This is a genomic window from Parabacteroides sp. AF48-14, assembly GCF_003477465.1.
Taxonomy (GTDB): Bacteria; Bacteroidota; Bacteroidia; order Bacteroidales; family Tannerellaceae; genus Parabacteroides; species Parabacteroides acidifaciens.
The window spans coordinates 1-15,958 of sequence record NZ_QUDI01000070.1; the positions used below are offsets into that span (position 1 = coordinate 1).

General features: G+C 40.8%; 17 protein-coding genes and 1 pseudogene. 13 read left to right on the forward strand and 5 right to left on the reverse strand.

What is annotated here, in order from left to right; all coding sequences use genetic code 11:
* The first annotated feature begins 550 nt into the window (after window positions 1-550).
* The 13 genes from DW083_RS21040 (at window position 551) to DW083_RS21100 (ending at window position 10,698) form a co-directional block, all read left to right on the forward strand.
* A complete protein-coding gene (locus DW083_RS21040; protein WP_028897916.1) occupies window positions 551-877 on the forward strand; it encodes a helix-turn-helix transcriptional regulator in 327 nt (108 codons plus the stop codon).
* A gap of 77 nt (window positions 878-954) precedes the next feature.
* Window positions 955-1,188 carry a thioredoxin family protein gene (locus DW083_RS21045; RefSeq protein ID WP_005800948.1) on the forward strand — a complete coding sequence of 78 codons (234 nt, stop codon included), beginning with the start codon at window positions 955-957 and terminating at the stop codon, window positions 1,186-1,188.
* 9 nt (window positions 1,189-1,197) lie between these two features.
* On the forward strand, window positions 1,198-1,641 hold the full coding sequence (locus DW083_RS21050; protein ID WP_028897915.1) for a nitrophenyl compound nitroreductase subunit ArsF family protein: 444 nt from the start codon (window positions 1,198-1,200) through the stop codon (window positions 1,639-1,641).
* 1 nt (window position 1,642) lies between these two features.
* A complete protein-coding gene (locus DW083_RS21055; protein ID WP_005800951.1) occupies window positions 1,643-2,350 on the forward strand; it encodes an aromatic aminobenezylarsenical efflux permease ArsG family transporter in 708 nt (235 codons plus the stop codon).
* 34 nt (window positions 2,351-2,384) lie between these two features.
* The gene (arsD, locus tag DW083_RS21060) at window positions 2,385-2,711 is read left to right on the forward strand and encodes an arsenite efflux transporter metallochaperone ArsD (RefSeq protein ID WP_005800952.1); all 327 of its coding nucleotides are present in this window, start codon (window positions 2,385-2,387) and stop codon (window positions 2,709-2,711) included.
* Window positions 2,712-2,736: 25 nt separating this feature from the next.
* The gene (gene arsA, locus DW083_RS21065; RefSeq protein ID WP_122333753.1) at window positions 2,737-4,449 is read left to right on the forward strand and encodes an arsenical pump-driving ATPase; all 1,713 of its coding nucleotides are present in this window, start codon (window positions 2,737-2,739) and stop codon (window positions 4,447-4,449) included.
* Between the two features lie 4 nt (window positions 4,450-4,453).
* On the forward strand, window positions 4,454-4,882 hold the full coding sequence (locus DW083_RS21070; protein WP_122333754.1) for an arsenate reductase ArsC: 429 nt from the start codon (window positions 4,454-4,456) through the stop codon (window positions 4,880-4,882).
* A gap of 12 nt (window positions 4,883-4,894) precedes the next feature.
* Window positions 4,895-5,941, forward strand: coding sequence for an ACR3 family arsenite efflux transporter (gene arsB / locus DW083_RS21075; RefSeq protein WP_122333755.1), 1,047 nt, complete (start codon window positions 4,895-4,897; stop codon window positions 5,939-5,941).
* A gap of 142 nt (window positions 5,942-6,083) precedes the next feature.
* Window positions 6,084-6,944 (forward strand): RteC domain-containing protein, encoded by an 861-nt coding sequence (locus DW083_RS21080; protein WP_122333756.1) that lies wholly within the window; start codon window positions 6,084-6,086, stop codon window positions 6,942-6,944.
* Between the two features lie 200 nt (window positions 6,945-7,144).
* Window positions 7,145-7,504, forward strand: a complete 360-nt coding sequence (locus tag DW083_RS21085; RefSeq protein ID WP_028897910.1) for a helix-turn-helix domain-containing protein — start codon at window positions 7,145-7,147, stop codon at window positions 7,502-7,504.
* Window positions 7,467-9,506, forward strand: a complete 2,040-nt coding sequence (locus DW083_RS21090) for a bifunctional DNA primase/helicase (RefSeq protein WP_122333757.1) — start codon at window positions 7,467-7,469, stop codon at window positions 9,504-9,506. Before DW083_RS21085 ends, DW083_RS21090 begins: the two co-directional genes overlap by 38 nt.
* A 12-nt stretch (window positions 9,507-9,518) precedes the next feature.
* On the forward strand, window positions 9,519-9,797 hold the full coding sequence (locus DW083_RS21095; RefSeq protein WP_007483899.1) for a helix-turn-helix domain-containing protein: 279 nt from the start codon (window positions 9,519-9,521) through the stop codon (window positions 9,795-9,797).
* 379 nt (window positions 9,798-10,176) lie between these two features.
* Window positions 10,177-10,698 (forward strand): dihydrofolate reductase family protein, encoded by a 522-nt coding sequence (locus DW083_RS21100; RefSeq protein WP_182127202.1) that lies wholly within the window; start codon window positions 10,177-10,179, stop codon window positions 10,696-10,698.
* 104 nt (window positions 10,699-10,802) lie between these two features.
* Here the strand turns inward: DW083_RS21100 and DW083_RS21105 are convergent.
* The 5 genes and pseudogenes from DW083_RS21105 to DW083_RS23240 form a co-directional block, all read right to left on the reverse strand.
* Window positions 10,803-12,881, reverse strand: a pseudogene (locus DW083_RS21105) (DNA topoisomerase 3).
* Window positions 12,878-13,066, reverse strand: coding sequence for a hypothetical protein (locus tag DW083_RS21110; protein ID WP_028897906.1), 189 nt, complete (start codon window positions 13,064-13,066; stop codon window positions 12,878-12,880). The pseudogene DW083_RS21105 and the gene DW083_RS21110 overlap by 4 nt, the downstream one beginning before the upstream one ends.
* Entirely contained in the window at window positions 13,063-14,583 is a 1,521-nt protein-coding gene (locus DW083_RS21115) for a DUF3945 domain-containing protein (protein ID WP_122333758.1), read from the reverse strand. Before DW083_RS21115 ends, DW083_RS21110 begins: the two co-directional genes overlap by 4 nt.
* 184 nt (window positions 14,584-14,767) lie before the next feature.
* Complete coding sequence (locus DW083_RS23235) at window positions 14,768-15,223, reverse strand: hypothetical protein (RefSeq protein WP_233552326.1); 456 nt, start codon at window positions 15,221-15,223, stop codon at window positions 14,768-14,770.
* 38 nt (window positions 15,224-15,261) lie between these two features.
* Entirely contained in the window at window positions 15,262-15,855 is a 594-nt protein-coding gene (locus DW083_RS23240) for a hypothetical protein (protein ID WP_233552327.1), read from the reverse strand.
* Window positions 15,856-15,958 lie beyond the last annotated feature (103 nt).

Here is a 15,958-nt window from a genome sequence, read left to right on the forward strand (position 1 = left end):
TAAAATTAAAGCTTTTAGAGCACAGCTTAGAGGGGTGAACAATATATCATACTTTTTATTTAGACTCAAAAATATATATGCATAGCTCCACAATTTTTCGGGGTGATCCCTTTCGACTATTTTCTGCTACCTGCCAGAAAAAAATAAATCCCTGACAATATCTGATTATCAGGGATTTGCTTGATTTTTCTTTTGTTTTCAGTGATCCGCCTGGGTCTTTAACCCATCCGGTTCACAGTCCTAAATATCAATATTTTATCTATCTTTACCCTTTTAAGGGGGTACGATTTGGACACTGACTTTTTTATGCGTTTCTGTCTGCTTTTGGCAGATGTCTGTCTCCATTTATCTTGGGTTCAAAAATACGCATTCGTTTTGAATTATGCAAGTGTTTGATTATTAATATTTCAACTTAGGTGCAAGGTGCAAGCTATATATATAGATATATACTTGCACCTTGCACCTATCCGAAAAAAATATGCCGTAAAATTTGGCTATTAAAAATATTGTTCGTAGTTTTGCGAACAACAAATAAGAAAGGAGAATTGAAGTGAAAGAGAAACAGTACACAGCAGAGCAGGAACAGATTGCTCGTTTTGCCAAAGCAATGGGGCATCCGGCACGAATGGCTATTCTTGCTTTTTTGGCAAAACAAGATAGTTGCTTCTTCGGTGATATTCACGAAGAACTGCCTATCGCTAAAGCAACCGTTTCGCAGCATTTGAAAGAACTGAAAGAAGCAGGGCTAATTCAGGGAGAAATAGAAACGCCAAAAGTCCGGTATTGTATAAATCGTGAGAATTGGGAACTTGCCCGAAAATTGTTTGCAGCTTTTTTAGGGGATTGCAAATGTAAAGGTACATCGTGCTGTGAATAGCAGTACCTTTTTTTTGGAATTAATGTTCGTAGTTCTACGAATTACGATTATTATATTAACTTTAAAGTAGAATGATAATGGAAATTAAAGTATTAGGAACTGGGTGTTCAAGCTGTAAAGCCTTGTACGAAACCACCAAACAAGCTATTTCAGAATTAGGTTGCGATGCAACCCTTATCAAAGAGGAAGATTTATTGAAAATCATGGAGTATAACATTTTAGGGCTTCCGGCTTTGGTGATTGACGAGAAAGTCGTATCAGCCGGAAAAAAGTTATCTCTTGCAGAAGTGAAAGAGTTAATAACAAAATAAAAATGAACTATGAGAAAATTATTTTATCTACTGATTGCAACGCTGGTCTTAGTTTCCTGTGGTAATGGTTCAAAGAAAAAGACCGGAGAAAACCAAGCGGAAGAAATACAGACTAACCGCATAGAAGTTCTTTATTTTCATGGAGCGCAACGGTGTATCACTTGCCGGGCGATAGAAGCAAATACAGTAGCCCTTTTGGATAGCCTTTATTCAAAAGAAAAAGCAGACGGTAAAATTATCTACAAAGTGATAGATATTTCAAAGAAAGAAAATGAAGCGATTGCAGACAAGTACGAAGTTACATGGTCGTCTTTGTTCGTAAACGGCTGGAAAGACGGCAAAGAGAATGTAAACAACATGACCGAGTTTAGTTTTTCCAATGCGAAAAATGCACCGGACAAGTTTAAAGAGGGAATTAAAAGCAAGATTGACGAATTGTTAAAACAGTTGTAAGATGGATTTTCTTCAATCGCTATTAGATAACAGTTCTATTCCTGCTATTACAGCTTTTATATTGGGGATTTTAACGGCAGTCAGCCCATGCCCGTTAGCGACCAACATAACGGCAATAGGATTTATTAGCAAGGACATAGAAAACCGTCACCGAATATTTATAAACGGATTGCTTTATACTTTCGGCAGAATAGTAAGCTATACAGTTCTTGGCTTTATCCTTATTCCTATTCTCCGTGAGGGGGCAAGTATGTTTATGGTTCAAAAAGCTGTAAGCAAATACGGGGAAATGCTGATTGCTCCGGCGTTAATCATCATTGGAATATTTATGCTCGATATAATAAAACTCAATTTGCCGAAAATCAATATCGGCGGTGAAAGTTTGAAAAAGAGGACTAAAGGCGGTTGGGGGGCTATGCTATTGGGTATTTTATTCGCCCTTGCTTTTTGTCCTACCAGTGGAGTGTTTTATTTCGGTATGCTTATGCCCTTGTCAGCAGCAGAAACGGGCGGGTATCTCTTACCTGTAATTTACGCTATTGCTACGGGATTGCCCGTAATCCTTGTTGCATGGATTTTAGCGTACAGTGTTGCCGGACTGGGTAAGTTTTATAACCGGATGCAAATATTCGAGAAATGGTTTCGTAAAATAGTTGCCATCCTCTTTATTGCGGTAGGAATTTATTATGCAGTAGTCTTTTATCTATAAATAAACATAGAGTATCATTTTAAATAAAAACAGTATGAAAAAGATAGAAATTTTCGACCCGGCAATGTGTTGCCCTACGGGTCTTTGTGGGACAAATATCGACCCGGAATTAATGCGTATTGCAGTGGTTATTGAAACATTGAAAAAACAGGGTATCATCGTTACCCGCCACAATTTACGTGATGAACCGCAAGTGTACGTAAGTAATAAAACGGTAAATGAGTATCTGCAAAAACATGGGGCGGATGCTTTGCCAATTACTTTAGTGGACGGAGAAATCGCTGTTTCACAAACCTATCCTACCACCAAACAAATGAGTGAATGGACAGGTATCAATTTGGATTTTATGCCAGTAAAATGAGTATTCACCAGCTAATTATATAAAAATGAAAACATTTAATTTATCAGATATAGATTTGACAAAATACCTTTTCTTTACCGGAAAGGGCGGTGTAGGAAAAACTTCTATTGCCTGTGCTACTGCGGTAGGTTTGGCAGATAATGGAAAGAAAATACTTCTTATCAGTACAGACCCGGCTTCCAACTTGCAAGACGTGTTTAATCAAACACTGAACGGACACGGCACGGATATTCAAGAAGTCCCCGGCTTAACAGTCGTTAATCTCGACCCGGAACAAGCCGCAGCCGAATACAGGGAAAGCGTTATCGCTCCTTTCCGGGGACAACTGCCCGAAAGTGTTATTCAGAATATGGAAGAACAACTTTCAGGCTCTTGCACGGTAGAAATTGCGGCTTTTAACCAGTTTTCCGATTTTATCACGGATGCTAATAAAGCAAAGGAATACGACCATATCATCTTTGATACAGCCCCTACGGGACACACGTTACGAATGTTACAACTGCCATCAGCGTGGAGTACGTTTATCAGTGAAAGTACGCACGGTGCATCTTGCTTAGGTCAATTATCCGGTTTAGAAGAACGGAAAGGTATCTATAAGCAGGCAGTAGAAACACTTTCGGATGCAAACGCAACCCGCTTAGTGTTGGTTAGTCGTCCCGAAATCGCACCATTAAAAGAAGCCGCACGTTCTTCACACGAATTGCAATTACTGGGAATTAAAAACCAGCTATTGGTAATTAACGGGCTTCTGCTGCAATTAGATGAAGCCGACAGCGTATCGAAACAAATATATGACAGACAGCAAAACGCCCTGAAACAGACCCCTACGGAATTGCTGGCATATCCGTCTTATTATGTTCCTTTACGGTCATACAATTTATCTAATATTGCGAATATCCGCCGGATGCTTCACGATGATAATTTAACAAATGATGCGAATTATCAGCGGATTACCGATGCCAAAGGGTTAGATGAACTGGTAAACGACCTTTATCAGTCAGGGAAAAGGGTTGTTTTTACTATGGGAAAAGGCGGCGTGGGAAAAACCACTTTAGCCACTGAAATAGCCCTGAAATTAACAAAACTGGGCGCAAAGGTACATCTTACCACCACCGACCCGGCAAACCATCTGAATTATAACCTTGCTGTTCAGGCGGGCATTACAGTAAGCCGTATTGATGAAGCGGAAGTATTGGAAGCCTATAAAAACGAGGTTCGTAGTAAAGCTGCGGAAACAATGACTGCCGAAGATATGGAATATATAGAGGAAGATTTACGTTCACCGTGTACGCAGGAAATCGCAGTATTCCGGGCTTTCGCTGAAATTGTCGATAAAGCGGAAAATGAAGTCGTTGTAATTGATACCGCACCTACTGGACACACTTTGTTATTGCTGGATGCAACGGAAAGTTACCATAAAGAAGTGCAACGTACACATGGCGATACTCCCGCTTCGGTAAGAAAACTGTTACCACGTTTAAGAAATCAGCAGGAAACAGAAGTCGTTATTGTGACCCTGCCCGAAGCAACACCCGTATTTGAAGCCGAACGTTTGCAAATGGATTTACAACGTGCCGGGATTAATAATAAATGGTGGGTTGTAAATGCTTGCCTGTCATTAACTGACACCGAAAATTCTTTCTTGCGGGCAAAGGCGCAAAATGAATTAATTTGGATTAAGAAAGTAGAAGAATTGTCAAAGGGAAATGCTGCCCTAATAGCTTGGAAAAATAATTAAAAACATGAAAATTTTAATTCTTTGTACAGGGAATAGCTGTCGCAGTCAAATGGCACATGCCTTTTTGCAATCATTTGACAATAAACTGAATGTCTTTTCAGCAGGAACAAAACCTGCTGAAAAGGTCAATCCGATGGCGGTAAAGGTTATGGATGAAATGGGTATAGATTTAACCCACCATACCCCTATAAGTGTAAACCTATATACAGGGCAGGAATGGGACTATGTTATTACGGTCTGCGGTGGGGCAAACGAAAGCTGCCCGATGTTTACGGGTAAAGTAAGAAACAGACTGCATATAGGATTTGACGACCCATCAGAAGCAACCGGAACGCCGGAGTTTATAAACAGTGAATTTCATCGGGTACGGGATGAAATAAAAGCCCGTTTCTATGACTTCTACCTGAACGAATTAAAACCACAATTAAGCTAAATAGTTGTTGTTATGGAAAAGAAACAAGGAATTGGATTTTTTGAAAAATACCTGACTATCTGGGTTGCCTTGTGCATCATTATTGGAATTGCTGTGGGACAATGGCTTCCGGCAATTCCGCAAACATTAAGCAAATTTGAATATGCCAATGTGTCTATACCTGTGGCTATCCTGATTTGGTTGATGATTTATCCGATGATGCTAAAAGTGGATTTTCAAAGCGTTAAGAATGTAGGCAGGCGTCCGAAAGGAATAATAGTTACGTGCGTTACAAATTGGCTGATAAAACCGTTTACCATGTTCGGAATAGCTTATTTATTCTTCTATGTGGTTTTCAAAACCTTTATACCTGCCGGGTTAGCCGAAGAATATTTAGCTGGGGCGGTATTATTAGGGGCTGCACCCTGCACGGCGATGGTATTTGTGTGGAGTTACTTAACGAAAGGCGATGCCGCTTACACGCTGGTACAGGTTGCGGTAAACGATTTAATCATATTAGTAGCATTTGCGCCTATTGTAGCTTTCCTTTTAGGGGTTGGCGGCGTATCTATTCCGTGGGACACCCTGTTGTTATCCGTAGTATTATTTGTTGTGATACCACTTGCTGCCGGGGTTATTACCCGTATAATGGTTATTCGTCGCAAAGGAGTGGACTATTTCAATAATGTATTTATTAAGAAATTTGATAATTATACGGTAGGTGGACTGCTCTTAACGCTTATTATCCTGTTTTCATTTCAGGGAGAAACGATATTGAACAATCCCCTGCATATCTTATTGATTGCAGTTCCGCTTGTATTGCAAACGGTTCTGATATTCTTCGTTGCTTACGGATGGGCAAAATGGTGGAAATTACCCCATGATGTTGCTGCACCTGCCGGAATGATTGGGGCAAGTAATTTCTTTGAATTGGCGGTTGCTGTGGCTATTTCTCTTTTTGGTTTACAATCCGGGGCTGCATTGGCTACGGTAGTGGGTGTGCTGGTTGAAGTTCCGGTAATGTTGATGTTAGTAAGGATTGCCAATAATACACGAAGCTGGTTTCCGGCTACAAAATAATAATAGGACAAAAGTCCTAATCTAACTTTATCGCAAAAAGGCTTGGTGCTGGAAATGTTTGTTTCTAACATTTCCGGCATTCTGCCTTTTACAAAAGTCAGAATAAAGATACATTTTTCGGCATTAAGACAACCGTTATAACATGAACAATGAAATTGATTTTGAAGAATTTATAAGAAACATAGACTGTGCTATCTATGAAAAAATAGATGTTGATAACTGGAATATTTCAATAGAGGCAGTTCTCGATGTCGTAGAGTTCCTGCAACGGTCACTCGAAGATTTGAGGACATATATTGTCAATCATCCTTTCAGTAGCAAGGAAGAAGAAATTTATTTCTTCAAACACATCAAACCGGAAGTATTGAGTAGATTATTATACTTTACAGAGATTTACAATACCGAAATGCGAAAGCCACATGGAAGTATTGAAGTCTTAAAAAAGTATTATAACGACAGATTGGATGAATTGACTTCCTATTTTGAAAGTAATTTGGATTTTTACCAATATTACCGTTCTAAAGCAACCCACTTAGATAGTCATTATTTTGTACGGGGGCATATTGATTTTAAGCTGTGTCCAAATTGTGTGCCTTATGACCGTGACCCGGAATTTTCTACTTGTTACGACCACAAAGCAGCACAAATATTAGCGAATGATATGCTTTGTATTTATCTGAATAAAAAGTTACATGGAGTTGATAAGCAAGCAATCATCGCAAAAAGTCGGTCTTTTTTACCGGAACATCCTTTTCGGTGGACTGCAACAAAAATAGCTGCCGTAGAATTAGGCTACGCTATCTATGCGGCGGGTGTCTTGAATAACGGACAAACGGATATAAAAGAAATTATGACTTTTATGGAAGCATCGTTTCAAATCGACTTAGGCGACTATTACCGAACTTACATAACCATGAAAGACCGAAAAAAAGACCGGACTTCTTTTCTAAACAGCTTAATAAAAAGCCTGCTTAAAAAGATGGATGAAGATGATAACCTATAAATAAAAACAACCAAGTTCTTACCAACTTGGTTGTTTTTGTATCTCCTGTTTTTAAAGGTATAATTCTATCCAAAAGCCTATTATTATCCCTGTTTTCCTATATTTTACCTCAAAAAATAAATCTTCCAACTTGGAAATAGGTTGTAAGTTTAGGTTATGAAAAGCCTGCACCTTTGCATCCAAACAATTATAGTATAATTATGGATGTAATAACCGTAGAAACAAAAGCCTTTAAGGAATTGATGGCAAAGATTAATGTGATTGCCAATTATGTATTTTCTCGTCAGGACGACTGTAAGGAGAATGAAGATGATATTTGGGTGGATAGTTACGAAGTATGTACTTTCCTGAAAATAAGTGACCGTACCCTGCAACGGCTCCGCTCCAAAGGAGAAATTGCTTACTCTACCATCAGGGGACGCAATTTCTATAAAATCGGAGAGATTAAGCGGCTGCTGGAAAGCCGTTTGATAAAGAGCAATGACGAATGTATGCGTAACCTGATAACCAACCACAAGCTATATGTTAAGGAAAGACGAAATCTTAGAAAGGACAAATAACGGTCTGAACGTGTTCAAATACTACATTTCTGGTACATGGCGGGTAGGTCGTAACTTCCTTAATCCGTTGTATGAGGACAGCAAAGCGTCCTGTAACATCTATTTCGACCGCCGGAGCAATACCTATAAATTGAAAGATTTCGGGAATGACAGTTATTCCGGTGACTGTTTCTTTTTCGTGGGCAGGCTCAAAGGGTTGGATTGTAACAATTCAGGTGACTTCATCAAGATTTTGCAGATTATTGACCGGGATTTGTCGTTGGGGATTTCAGAGGGTAATCCGATACCTCTACCCCAACCATTTAAAGAACAGGAAAAGCCTGTGCCTGTTCCAGTAGAATGTACTGGCAGACCGTACACATTTAAGGAGAGGAAATTTACCGCTTCCGAACTGGAATACTGGCAACAGTACGGCATAACCCCTGAAATACTGGAACAGTATAAAGTCTGTTCGGTCGTCCAGTTCCAAAGTGAAAATTCAGAGGGTAATCCGTTTTCCTATACTTCCACTAAGGAAGAACCCATTTATGGGTATAAAAGCAAACGCTTTATCAAACTGTACAGACCGTTTTCAAGAACACGTTTCCTGTATGGCGGTAACATCGGCGAGAATTATTGTTTCGGACTGGAACAACTACCCAGCAAAGGCGACACCCTGTTTATAACAGGTGGAGAAAAAGACGTCCTTTCACTGGCTGCAAAGGGATTTCATGCGATTTGTTTCAACAGTGAAACGGTAACCGTCCCGCCGAATATCATCTATAAACTTACGTTCCGGTTTAAACATATCATATTGCTTTATGATATGGATGCGACCGGAACAGAAAGCGCAAAGAAGCATGAGAAACAACTCTGTGAATACGGGGTGAAACGGTTGTTACTGCCTTTACAGGGAACTAAAACGGAAAAGGATATTTCCGATTATTTCCGGGCAGGCAACAGCCGGGAAAACTTTATCAAGCTATTTATCGACTTCTTAGATACAATCTATAATGAAACAATGACTATGCTTAAATCGTGTGAGATTGATTTTAATAATCCTCCGGCAAAAGCGCAGGAAATTATTTCGGCGGGTGACGTTCCACTGGGAACACAGGGAAACTTGTGTTGCATCACAGGCGGAGAGGGAACAGGGAAAAGTAATTATGTGGCTGCACTTGTGGCGGGTTCAATCCGCCCGGCAAATGTTCAGGTTGATACGCTGGGTATCAATGTAAGCGAAAATACCAAACATAAAGCCGTCCTGCTTTATGATACGGAACAATCGGAAGTACAACTGTTCAAGAATGTAACTAACTTGATAAAAAGGGCGAAACAAACAGACAAGCCTGATGAATTTAAGGCTTTCTGCCTTACGGGTATGTCTCGTAAAGAAAGACTTCACGCCATTGTTCAGAGCATGGATAGATATTATTACCAGTACGATGGCATTCAGTTAGTGGTGATAGACGGTATTGCTGACCTTGTGCGGTGTGCCAATGACGAAGCGGAAAGCGTGGCAATCATAGATGAATTGTATCGACTGGCAGGAATATATAAAACCTGCATCATTTGCGTGCTGCATTTTATTCCCAATGGCTTAAAGCTCCGGGGGCATTTAGGCTCGGAACTGCAACGCAAAGCGGCTGCTATCCTTTCGATAGAGAAAGACGAAGACCCGGCTATGTCTGTGGTAAAAGCCCTGAAAGTAAGGGATGGCAGCCCGCTGGATGTTCCTTTAATGCTCTTTTCGTGGGACAAAGCAGCCGGAATGCACCTTTACAGGGGTGAAAAGACCCGTGAGGAAAAAGAGAAACGCAAGGAAAAGGAATTGGTCGGGGTTGCCCGTGACGTGTTCGGCAGACAGGAACACATCACCTACATAGACTTGTGCGAACAGATACAGCAGATTTTGGACGTGAAAGAACGCACCGCAAAAAGCTATATCCGCTTCATGCGAGAAAAGGATATTATCATCAAAGACCCGTCCAACCAAAGTTATTTTATGATTGGTTCAATTTAATCAGATAGCCTTATGTATATAGACAAAGACGATTTTACCGCATGGATGGAACGTATTATGGATAGGTTCGATATGCAGGATAAGAAGATAGACCGAGTGATAAACGGACGTAATTGTTTGGACGGGGAAGAACTACTGGATAATCAGGACTTGTGCCTGCTTCTGAAAGTAGCTCCCCGAACACTAACTCGTTACCGGAAAAAGGGAATACTCCCTTTCCTTATGCTGGATGGCAGATGTTATTACCGTGCAACGGATGTACACAAGTTAATCCGGGAGAAAACCGATTAATTTTTTCTTTTCTAATGGCTTTCAATCCTGTTTTGTCGTGAGATAAGGCAGGATTTTCTTTTTCCGATTCGGGAATATCCGGGACTTTCTGTATATTTGCAACAGTTTCATATTAGACGATAATAGTTGAAGTTAAAGAACTTCACTTTTATATATAACATAACGTTCGCAGAACGTCTTGACACAGAAAACTGGTAATTTTCAAAAAAGACAAGACCCAAAGCGCAATGTTTCATGCTGTATGTGCATACGGCGTGGACTTGCCTATCTTGTCTTTTAGGTATACCAGTGCCTCTGTGTCGGGATAGCGTGGGTTCACGCTTCTTTTTTGGATGTACTGGCGAACAGTTTGCAAATATGAACTGTTAGATACCAACTTATGAAACATTTGAAAACCTGTATTGTAATCTCTCTTGATGGATTTATAGCCCGAAAAGATGGAGATTTAAACTGGATGCCCGGAAATATAAAGAAAGAGATTTCGGCAGCCTATGAAATACCCTCTGTTTTTATTGCTGGGGTGAATACTTATAATATGATTTTCAGGAATTGGGGCGGATGGCCGTATAAAAGTAAAAAGACTTTTGTAGTGTCCCATTACGACACCAATGTTACTCGTAAAGATAATGTTACCTTTCTTACCGATGTGCCTTTACGGGCTATCAATGAACTTAAATCAAGTTCGGAGACGGATATTCAGGTCATTGGCGGCGGTAAGTTTATAACCTCGCTGATTGAAGCGTCCCTGCTGGACGAAATAACGCTGTATATTGTCCCTGTCATGTTGGGGGACGGTATCAAGTTCATAGGAAAGACTTTCGGGTCGAAGTGGGAACTGACCGGACATCGGGTGATAGACAATCAGGTAGTTTGCCTGACCTACCAGTATAAAGGAGAATGATTAAAAAAGCACCCGGTGTCCCTCCGGGTGCTTCAACCACAAAAATTTCAATTATAAATCTATCTATAATGAAAGTTTCTGTGGCAAATATAACGATTTCCAGCTTATTTCTTCGACTTGCTTTTCTTTTCAGGAAACACGAAAGTAACATTAAACTGTTCGTCAAAAGCGAGTGAAGCGTCAAAGACTTTACCGCTCTTGCTTTTAAAGCCTTTAATTAGCCCGGTTTTCCCGGTCGTCACCAGTTCGGTAATCTGTTTGTCCGTTAGCTGCTTGTCGCTCTTGTTGCGGAAGATGGTAACGGAACAGTCCACATTGGAACACTTGGCGACTTTCGGATAAAATAAAATACGTCCGGTCTTGCATTTCGGGCAGGTACAATCATTACCCGAAGCGAGAGAAAGCCGGACATCCAAAAGTTCAGCTGTGATTTGCCTTGTGTACACCTCAATACCTTTGCGGAATGTGTCGGGGTTCATTTCCCCGCTTTCTATTTTGGCAAGCGTATTTTCCCACATACCCGTCATTTCCACGTCCGCTATTTTCTTGTCCCGGATGATGTTGTAAACAGCAAGCCCTTTCTCGGTCGGGACAAGGTTCTTTTTCTCCCGGATGATGTACTGGCGGGAAAACAGCGTTTCGATAATGGCTGCCCGTGTTGCGGGCGTGCCGATACCCATATCTTTCATGCTTGCTTTCAGTTCTGCGTTTTCCAGTTCCTTACCCGCCGTTTCCATTGAAGAAAGCAAACTGCTTTCCGTGTGTAACGGCTTGGGCTTGGTCTGTTTCTCCAGTAGTTCAATGCCGGAAAGCGGTAAACTATCTCCGTCCTGCATGACAGGCAAAGTGGCGTTATCTTCCCCGTCCTCTTTTTCTGCGAATACGGCACGCCATCCGGCAGATTTGGTTACAGACCCTTTGACCGTGAAAAGTGCCCCTGCACATTCCAGCGTTACACTGGTAACATCTTTGACGCATTTTTCAGAAAAGGCTTCCAACATCCGTCCGGCTATCAGTTCATAGATTGCCTGTTCGTCAGCTTCCATCTTGTCGGGCAGGTTTTCCGTTACTATCAGGGCGTGGTGGTCTGTTACCTTGCCATCATTCACGGAACGGGAATTTAAGGCTTTGCCTTTCATCCCGGCTGCATACCCGGCAAAGCGGGTGTACTGTTCCAAATTAACAAGACGTTCCGAGATTTCCTCGAACACGTCTTGTGATATGTAACGGCTTCCGGTTCGGGGATAGCTGATTAGCTTACCCTCGTATAATTTTTGTGCGATGGATAATGTCTTGTCTGCGGAGAGATTCAGTTTCGTATTCGCTTCCTTTTGCAACGTAGTTAAATCATAGAGCAAGGGCGGTTCTTGGCTCACTTCCTTACGCTCTACGGATTTCACCCGTACCATTTCCGCTTCCTTTATCCTTTGCAGTGTGTCGATGGCGGTCTGCTGTGCATCGTGTTTTTCTACGGATAGGGCAGAAAAAGAGATATTGTCTTTTGCCGACTGTAATTTCAGTTGCCAATATTTTTGCGGGACAAAGTTCTTGTTTTCCAAAAAGCGGGTGCATATCATAGCCAATGTGGGCGACTGTACCCGTCCCAAAGAGAATATTCCTTGTCCGGCTGCCACGCTTAAAGCCTGTGTACCATTAATCCCTATCAAATAATCCGCTTCGCTGCGTGCCTGTGCCGAAAGGAAAAGGTTATCATACAGGCTACCGGCTTTCAGGTTTTGCAGTCCCTCACGGATTGCCTTGTCCGTAAGGCTGCTTATCCATAAGCGGACAAAGGGCTTGTTGCATCCGATATACTGGTAGATGTAGCGGAAGATAAGTTCCCCCTCTCTTCCTGCATCCGTAGCGACTATTATCTTGTCCGACTGGCTGAATACCTCTTTGATTACCTTTAGCTGTTTCAACGCTCCGGGGTCAGCCTTGTACCCCTTATCCGCTTTCATTTGCCGGGGGGTAAGTTGAAAACTCTCCGGGATGATGGGCAGGCTTTCCCGGCGGAAACTCTGTATGCCGTAGTTCCGGCATTGCCAATCCTACAAGATGGCCGAACGCCAGGTAACGAGATACCCGTTACCTGAAAGGTAGCCATCCTGTTTTTCACTCGCTCCTAAAATGCGGGCAATGTCCCTTGCCACGCTTGGTTTTTCTCCGATTACTGCAATCATTCTAATTTCGATTTTAATTGTTCCACTTCTTTTTGTCTTAGGATTTTCCGGTCATAATAGATGTGATAGCCATCTACATAAAATTGTCGGTTCTGCTCGTCTATGGCTTTCCAGTTCGTTTTGTAACAGGCAAAGAGAAACAGGACGAAACCGATAACCGGGATAAGGATTAATACCGCTATCATCTTTTGCGTCCCCTGCTTTGTTTGGGTTTGTCCGTCTGCTCCTGCTTCTCCTTTTTATCCTGCTTGGTTTTCTGTTTTTCAGTGGGCTTGTCCTGACCCTTTTTCAAAGGTTCTTTCACTTTCTTGGTGGCTTCGTTGGTCTTGCCCTCCGAATTGACTGCTACCTGTGTGCGGTTCTTGCTTGCCGGAGTAATCTCTTTCACGGCGGAACGGTCAAAACTGGGATTGTCGCTGTAAAAACCGAGTTTCTTCTTGTCATGGTTCACCTGAATATAAGCATCGTATTCGACCCCTCTCTTGTCTTTCAGCCCGGCAACAAAGATGGTCTTGTCATCGACTAAATCCTGCTGTTGCTGGCGTGTCAGTTCTATTCCTGAAATGCTCTTGGGGATGGTTACACCGTCACTGGTGACAAGGTTGTTCGGCTGTTCCTGTTTCTGCCGTTGCTCCTGTGACTGTTTGGCATTGGGATAGATAAATTCCAAACTTTTCTTGTCGGCATTGACCTGAACGGTTGCGGAAAAAGGATTTTTACGGTTGGAAATCATGTTTTCAAGGAATACACCCTTTCCCTCCCGTAAGGCTTGCTGCTGTTCCTTACTAAGTTTGACACCCTTTATTTCATCGGGGATTTGGACGCTGCTTGCACGCATGGAAACCAGTTCGTTTGTCACCTTATCCACGCTGACGAAAGAAGGTATCATTTCTCCCGTGATATAGTTTTTCAGGTTCACTATCCGTCCCATATTGCCCGTTTCAAGAAGATTGGCTTTATCCTCTTTGGAAAATTCATGCCCGAAGAACGGGCGTTCAAGTTCCGGCTTTTGGCGGATGCCGTGTATCGCCAAAACCACATTCCCGTCCTTATCATGCCGGAAAGACAGGCGTGCGTCCAGTTTCATAATGGCGGAATTGTAGTTTCCTACGATGGAGAACGCACCGGGTGACTTGTACCCCCTTAGCATGGGTTCTAAAGCCTTTGCCTTTTCAAGCTGTTCTTTGGAAAGCCCGAAGTTTTTCAGGGCTTCCCAGTCCACCTTGTCAGGGTCGATAACATACTTGCTTTTGTCAGGTTGCTGCGGTGCTTGTGCCGTTGCTTCCTGCTGCGGTTGCTGTTGTGTTTGGTTCGGTTGTTCATTCTTCACCCCCTGTTTCAGCGTTTCGGGTGTTACCCGGTAACGTTCTATCTCCGCTTCATTCTTGGCGGTCGGATGGTCGAAGTTGTCCCTGATTATCGGTGTAATCTTGGGAAGTTCAATCTTGGGGATTTTAAAGAAGTTGAAGCGGGTCGGGTTCTTCAACTGGTTCATCATGTTGGAAAAGAAGTTGGAAAAGAAATCGCCGTGACGGTCGAATTTCAGGATTTCGCTGTTGTTTTCCGGCGGTACGGTTTGGAGTTCCCCGTTTTCATCCACGCCTTTCACTGCGCTGATTGTCTTTTTCTCCTTATCCAGTACAAGAAGAATATCCATCATCTGTTCGTCAGTGGTGGACTGGTTGGCTGTGTTTACATCCATAACTTTTTGAATTTTAGTGAGTAAATAAAAATTTCGGAAGTAAAAGTAAGGATGAAATAGAGTATATTTAAGGATTTGGGAACGGGTGGCTTCATTTGTCCTCGTTTGGCTTCATTAGTCTACACAGAAGTATATAAAAAAAGCAACCTCAATGAGATTGCTTTTTATTATGGCACAAAAAAAACTATTTTTTCGGTATTATATTTTTAGGGGTTTCATTTATAAACAAATCTTCTAATGTTGAAATAGTCTCTATTACATCTTTAAAAATATCATCAAGTATTTGTTGTTTAGGCTTAGTTTCTAAATTAAAAAAATCAACTATACTTTTTCGATTACTTTTATTAGAGCTTTTTCTATGAGCAACATCACGAGAGCGTAAATCCTGCAATTTCCTTAAAAAGTTAAACATATCAGGAATTGGATATTTTTGGGACAAAATAAATAGCTCAAATTTATCTATACCAGCTTTAACATCTTTCAAACTATCAAACTTCTTTCTTTTTAGAAAATCTACTACTTCTTTTTTCTCAATACAGACATTTTTTATTAATTCTTCCTGATTTAGAGAGTCTATAAATAATTTTACTAAAGATAAAATTTGCTCGTCAAAATCCTGCTCGTTATCTAAAGTAGTCAAGCAATGTAATGTTTTAAATCTATGTTCATCTTCATTTATTAGAGGTAGAAACAAATACCAACCGTATATTTCATGCCATTTCTTATTAAAAGATTTATACTTCTGCTTAAATACAAAATCAGGCTTATGGGATTACACCAAACTCCATTAATCCATCGTTGATAAGCTGTATAACTTAAGCATCCTTTATGGGGTGGAGCTATATTAAACCCTTTCCAATAGGATTGTTCCTTATAATCTAATGTTCCTAAATCAACTAACATTACAACAACATACTCTTTACAATTATTATCAACCTTTAAACTCCATGAACCATCACAAGTAATAAGACCATCACTAACTGTGTATTTATTGGGGTTGTTATAATACTTATTTAATACATCTTTAGAAAAAAATACAGGCGTTAGTTCTAACGGTTCATTTTCTTTTTGAACGAAGTAATTTGATAGAAAATCCTTATTGCAAGTATGTAGTAATTCTTCTCCATTATCATCATATCCAATTATATAATCTAAATATTGATTATTATCACGTTCAAAAGGGTCATAGTCCGTCTTTTGTTCGTAGCGTAAAACACATTTCCCCATTATCCAACCACAAGATTTTTTTTCTTCATTAAAATACTCAAACATATTCGTATAATATATAAATACAATTATCTTCCTTTATTATTTGATTATTAGCAGGAATAATATTGAGTTCTGAATACGTTGAAGAACCGTAATTTTCTATATC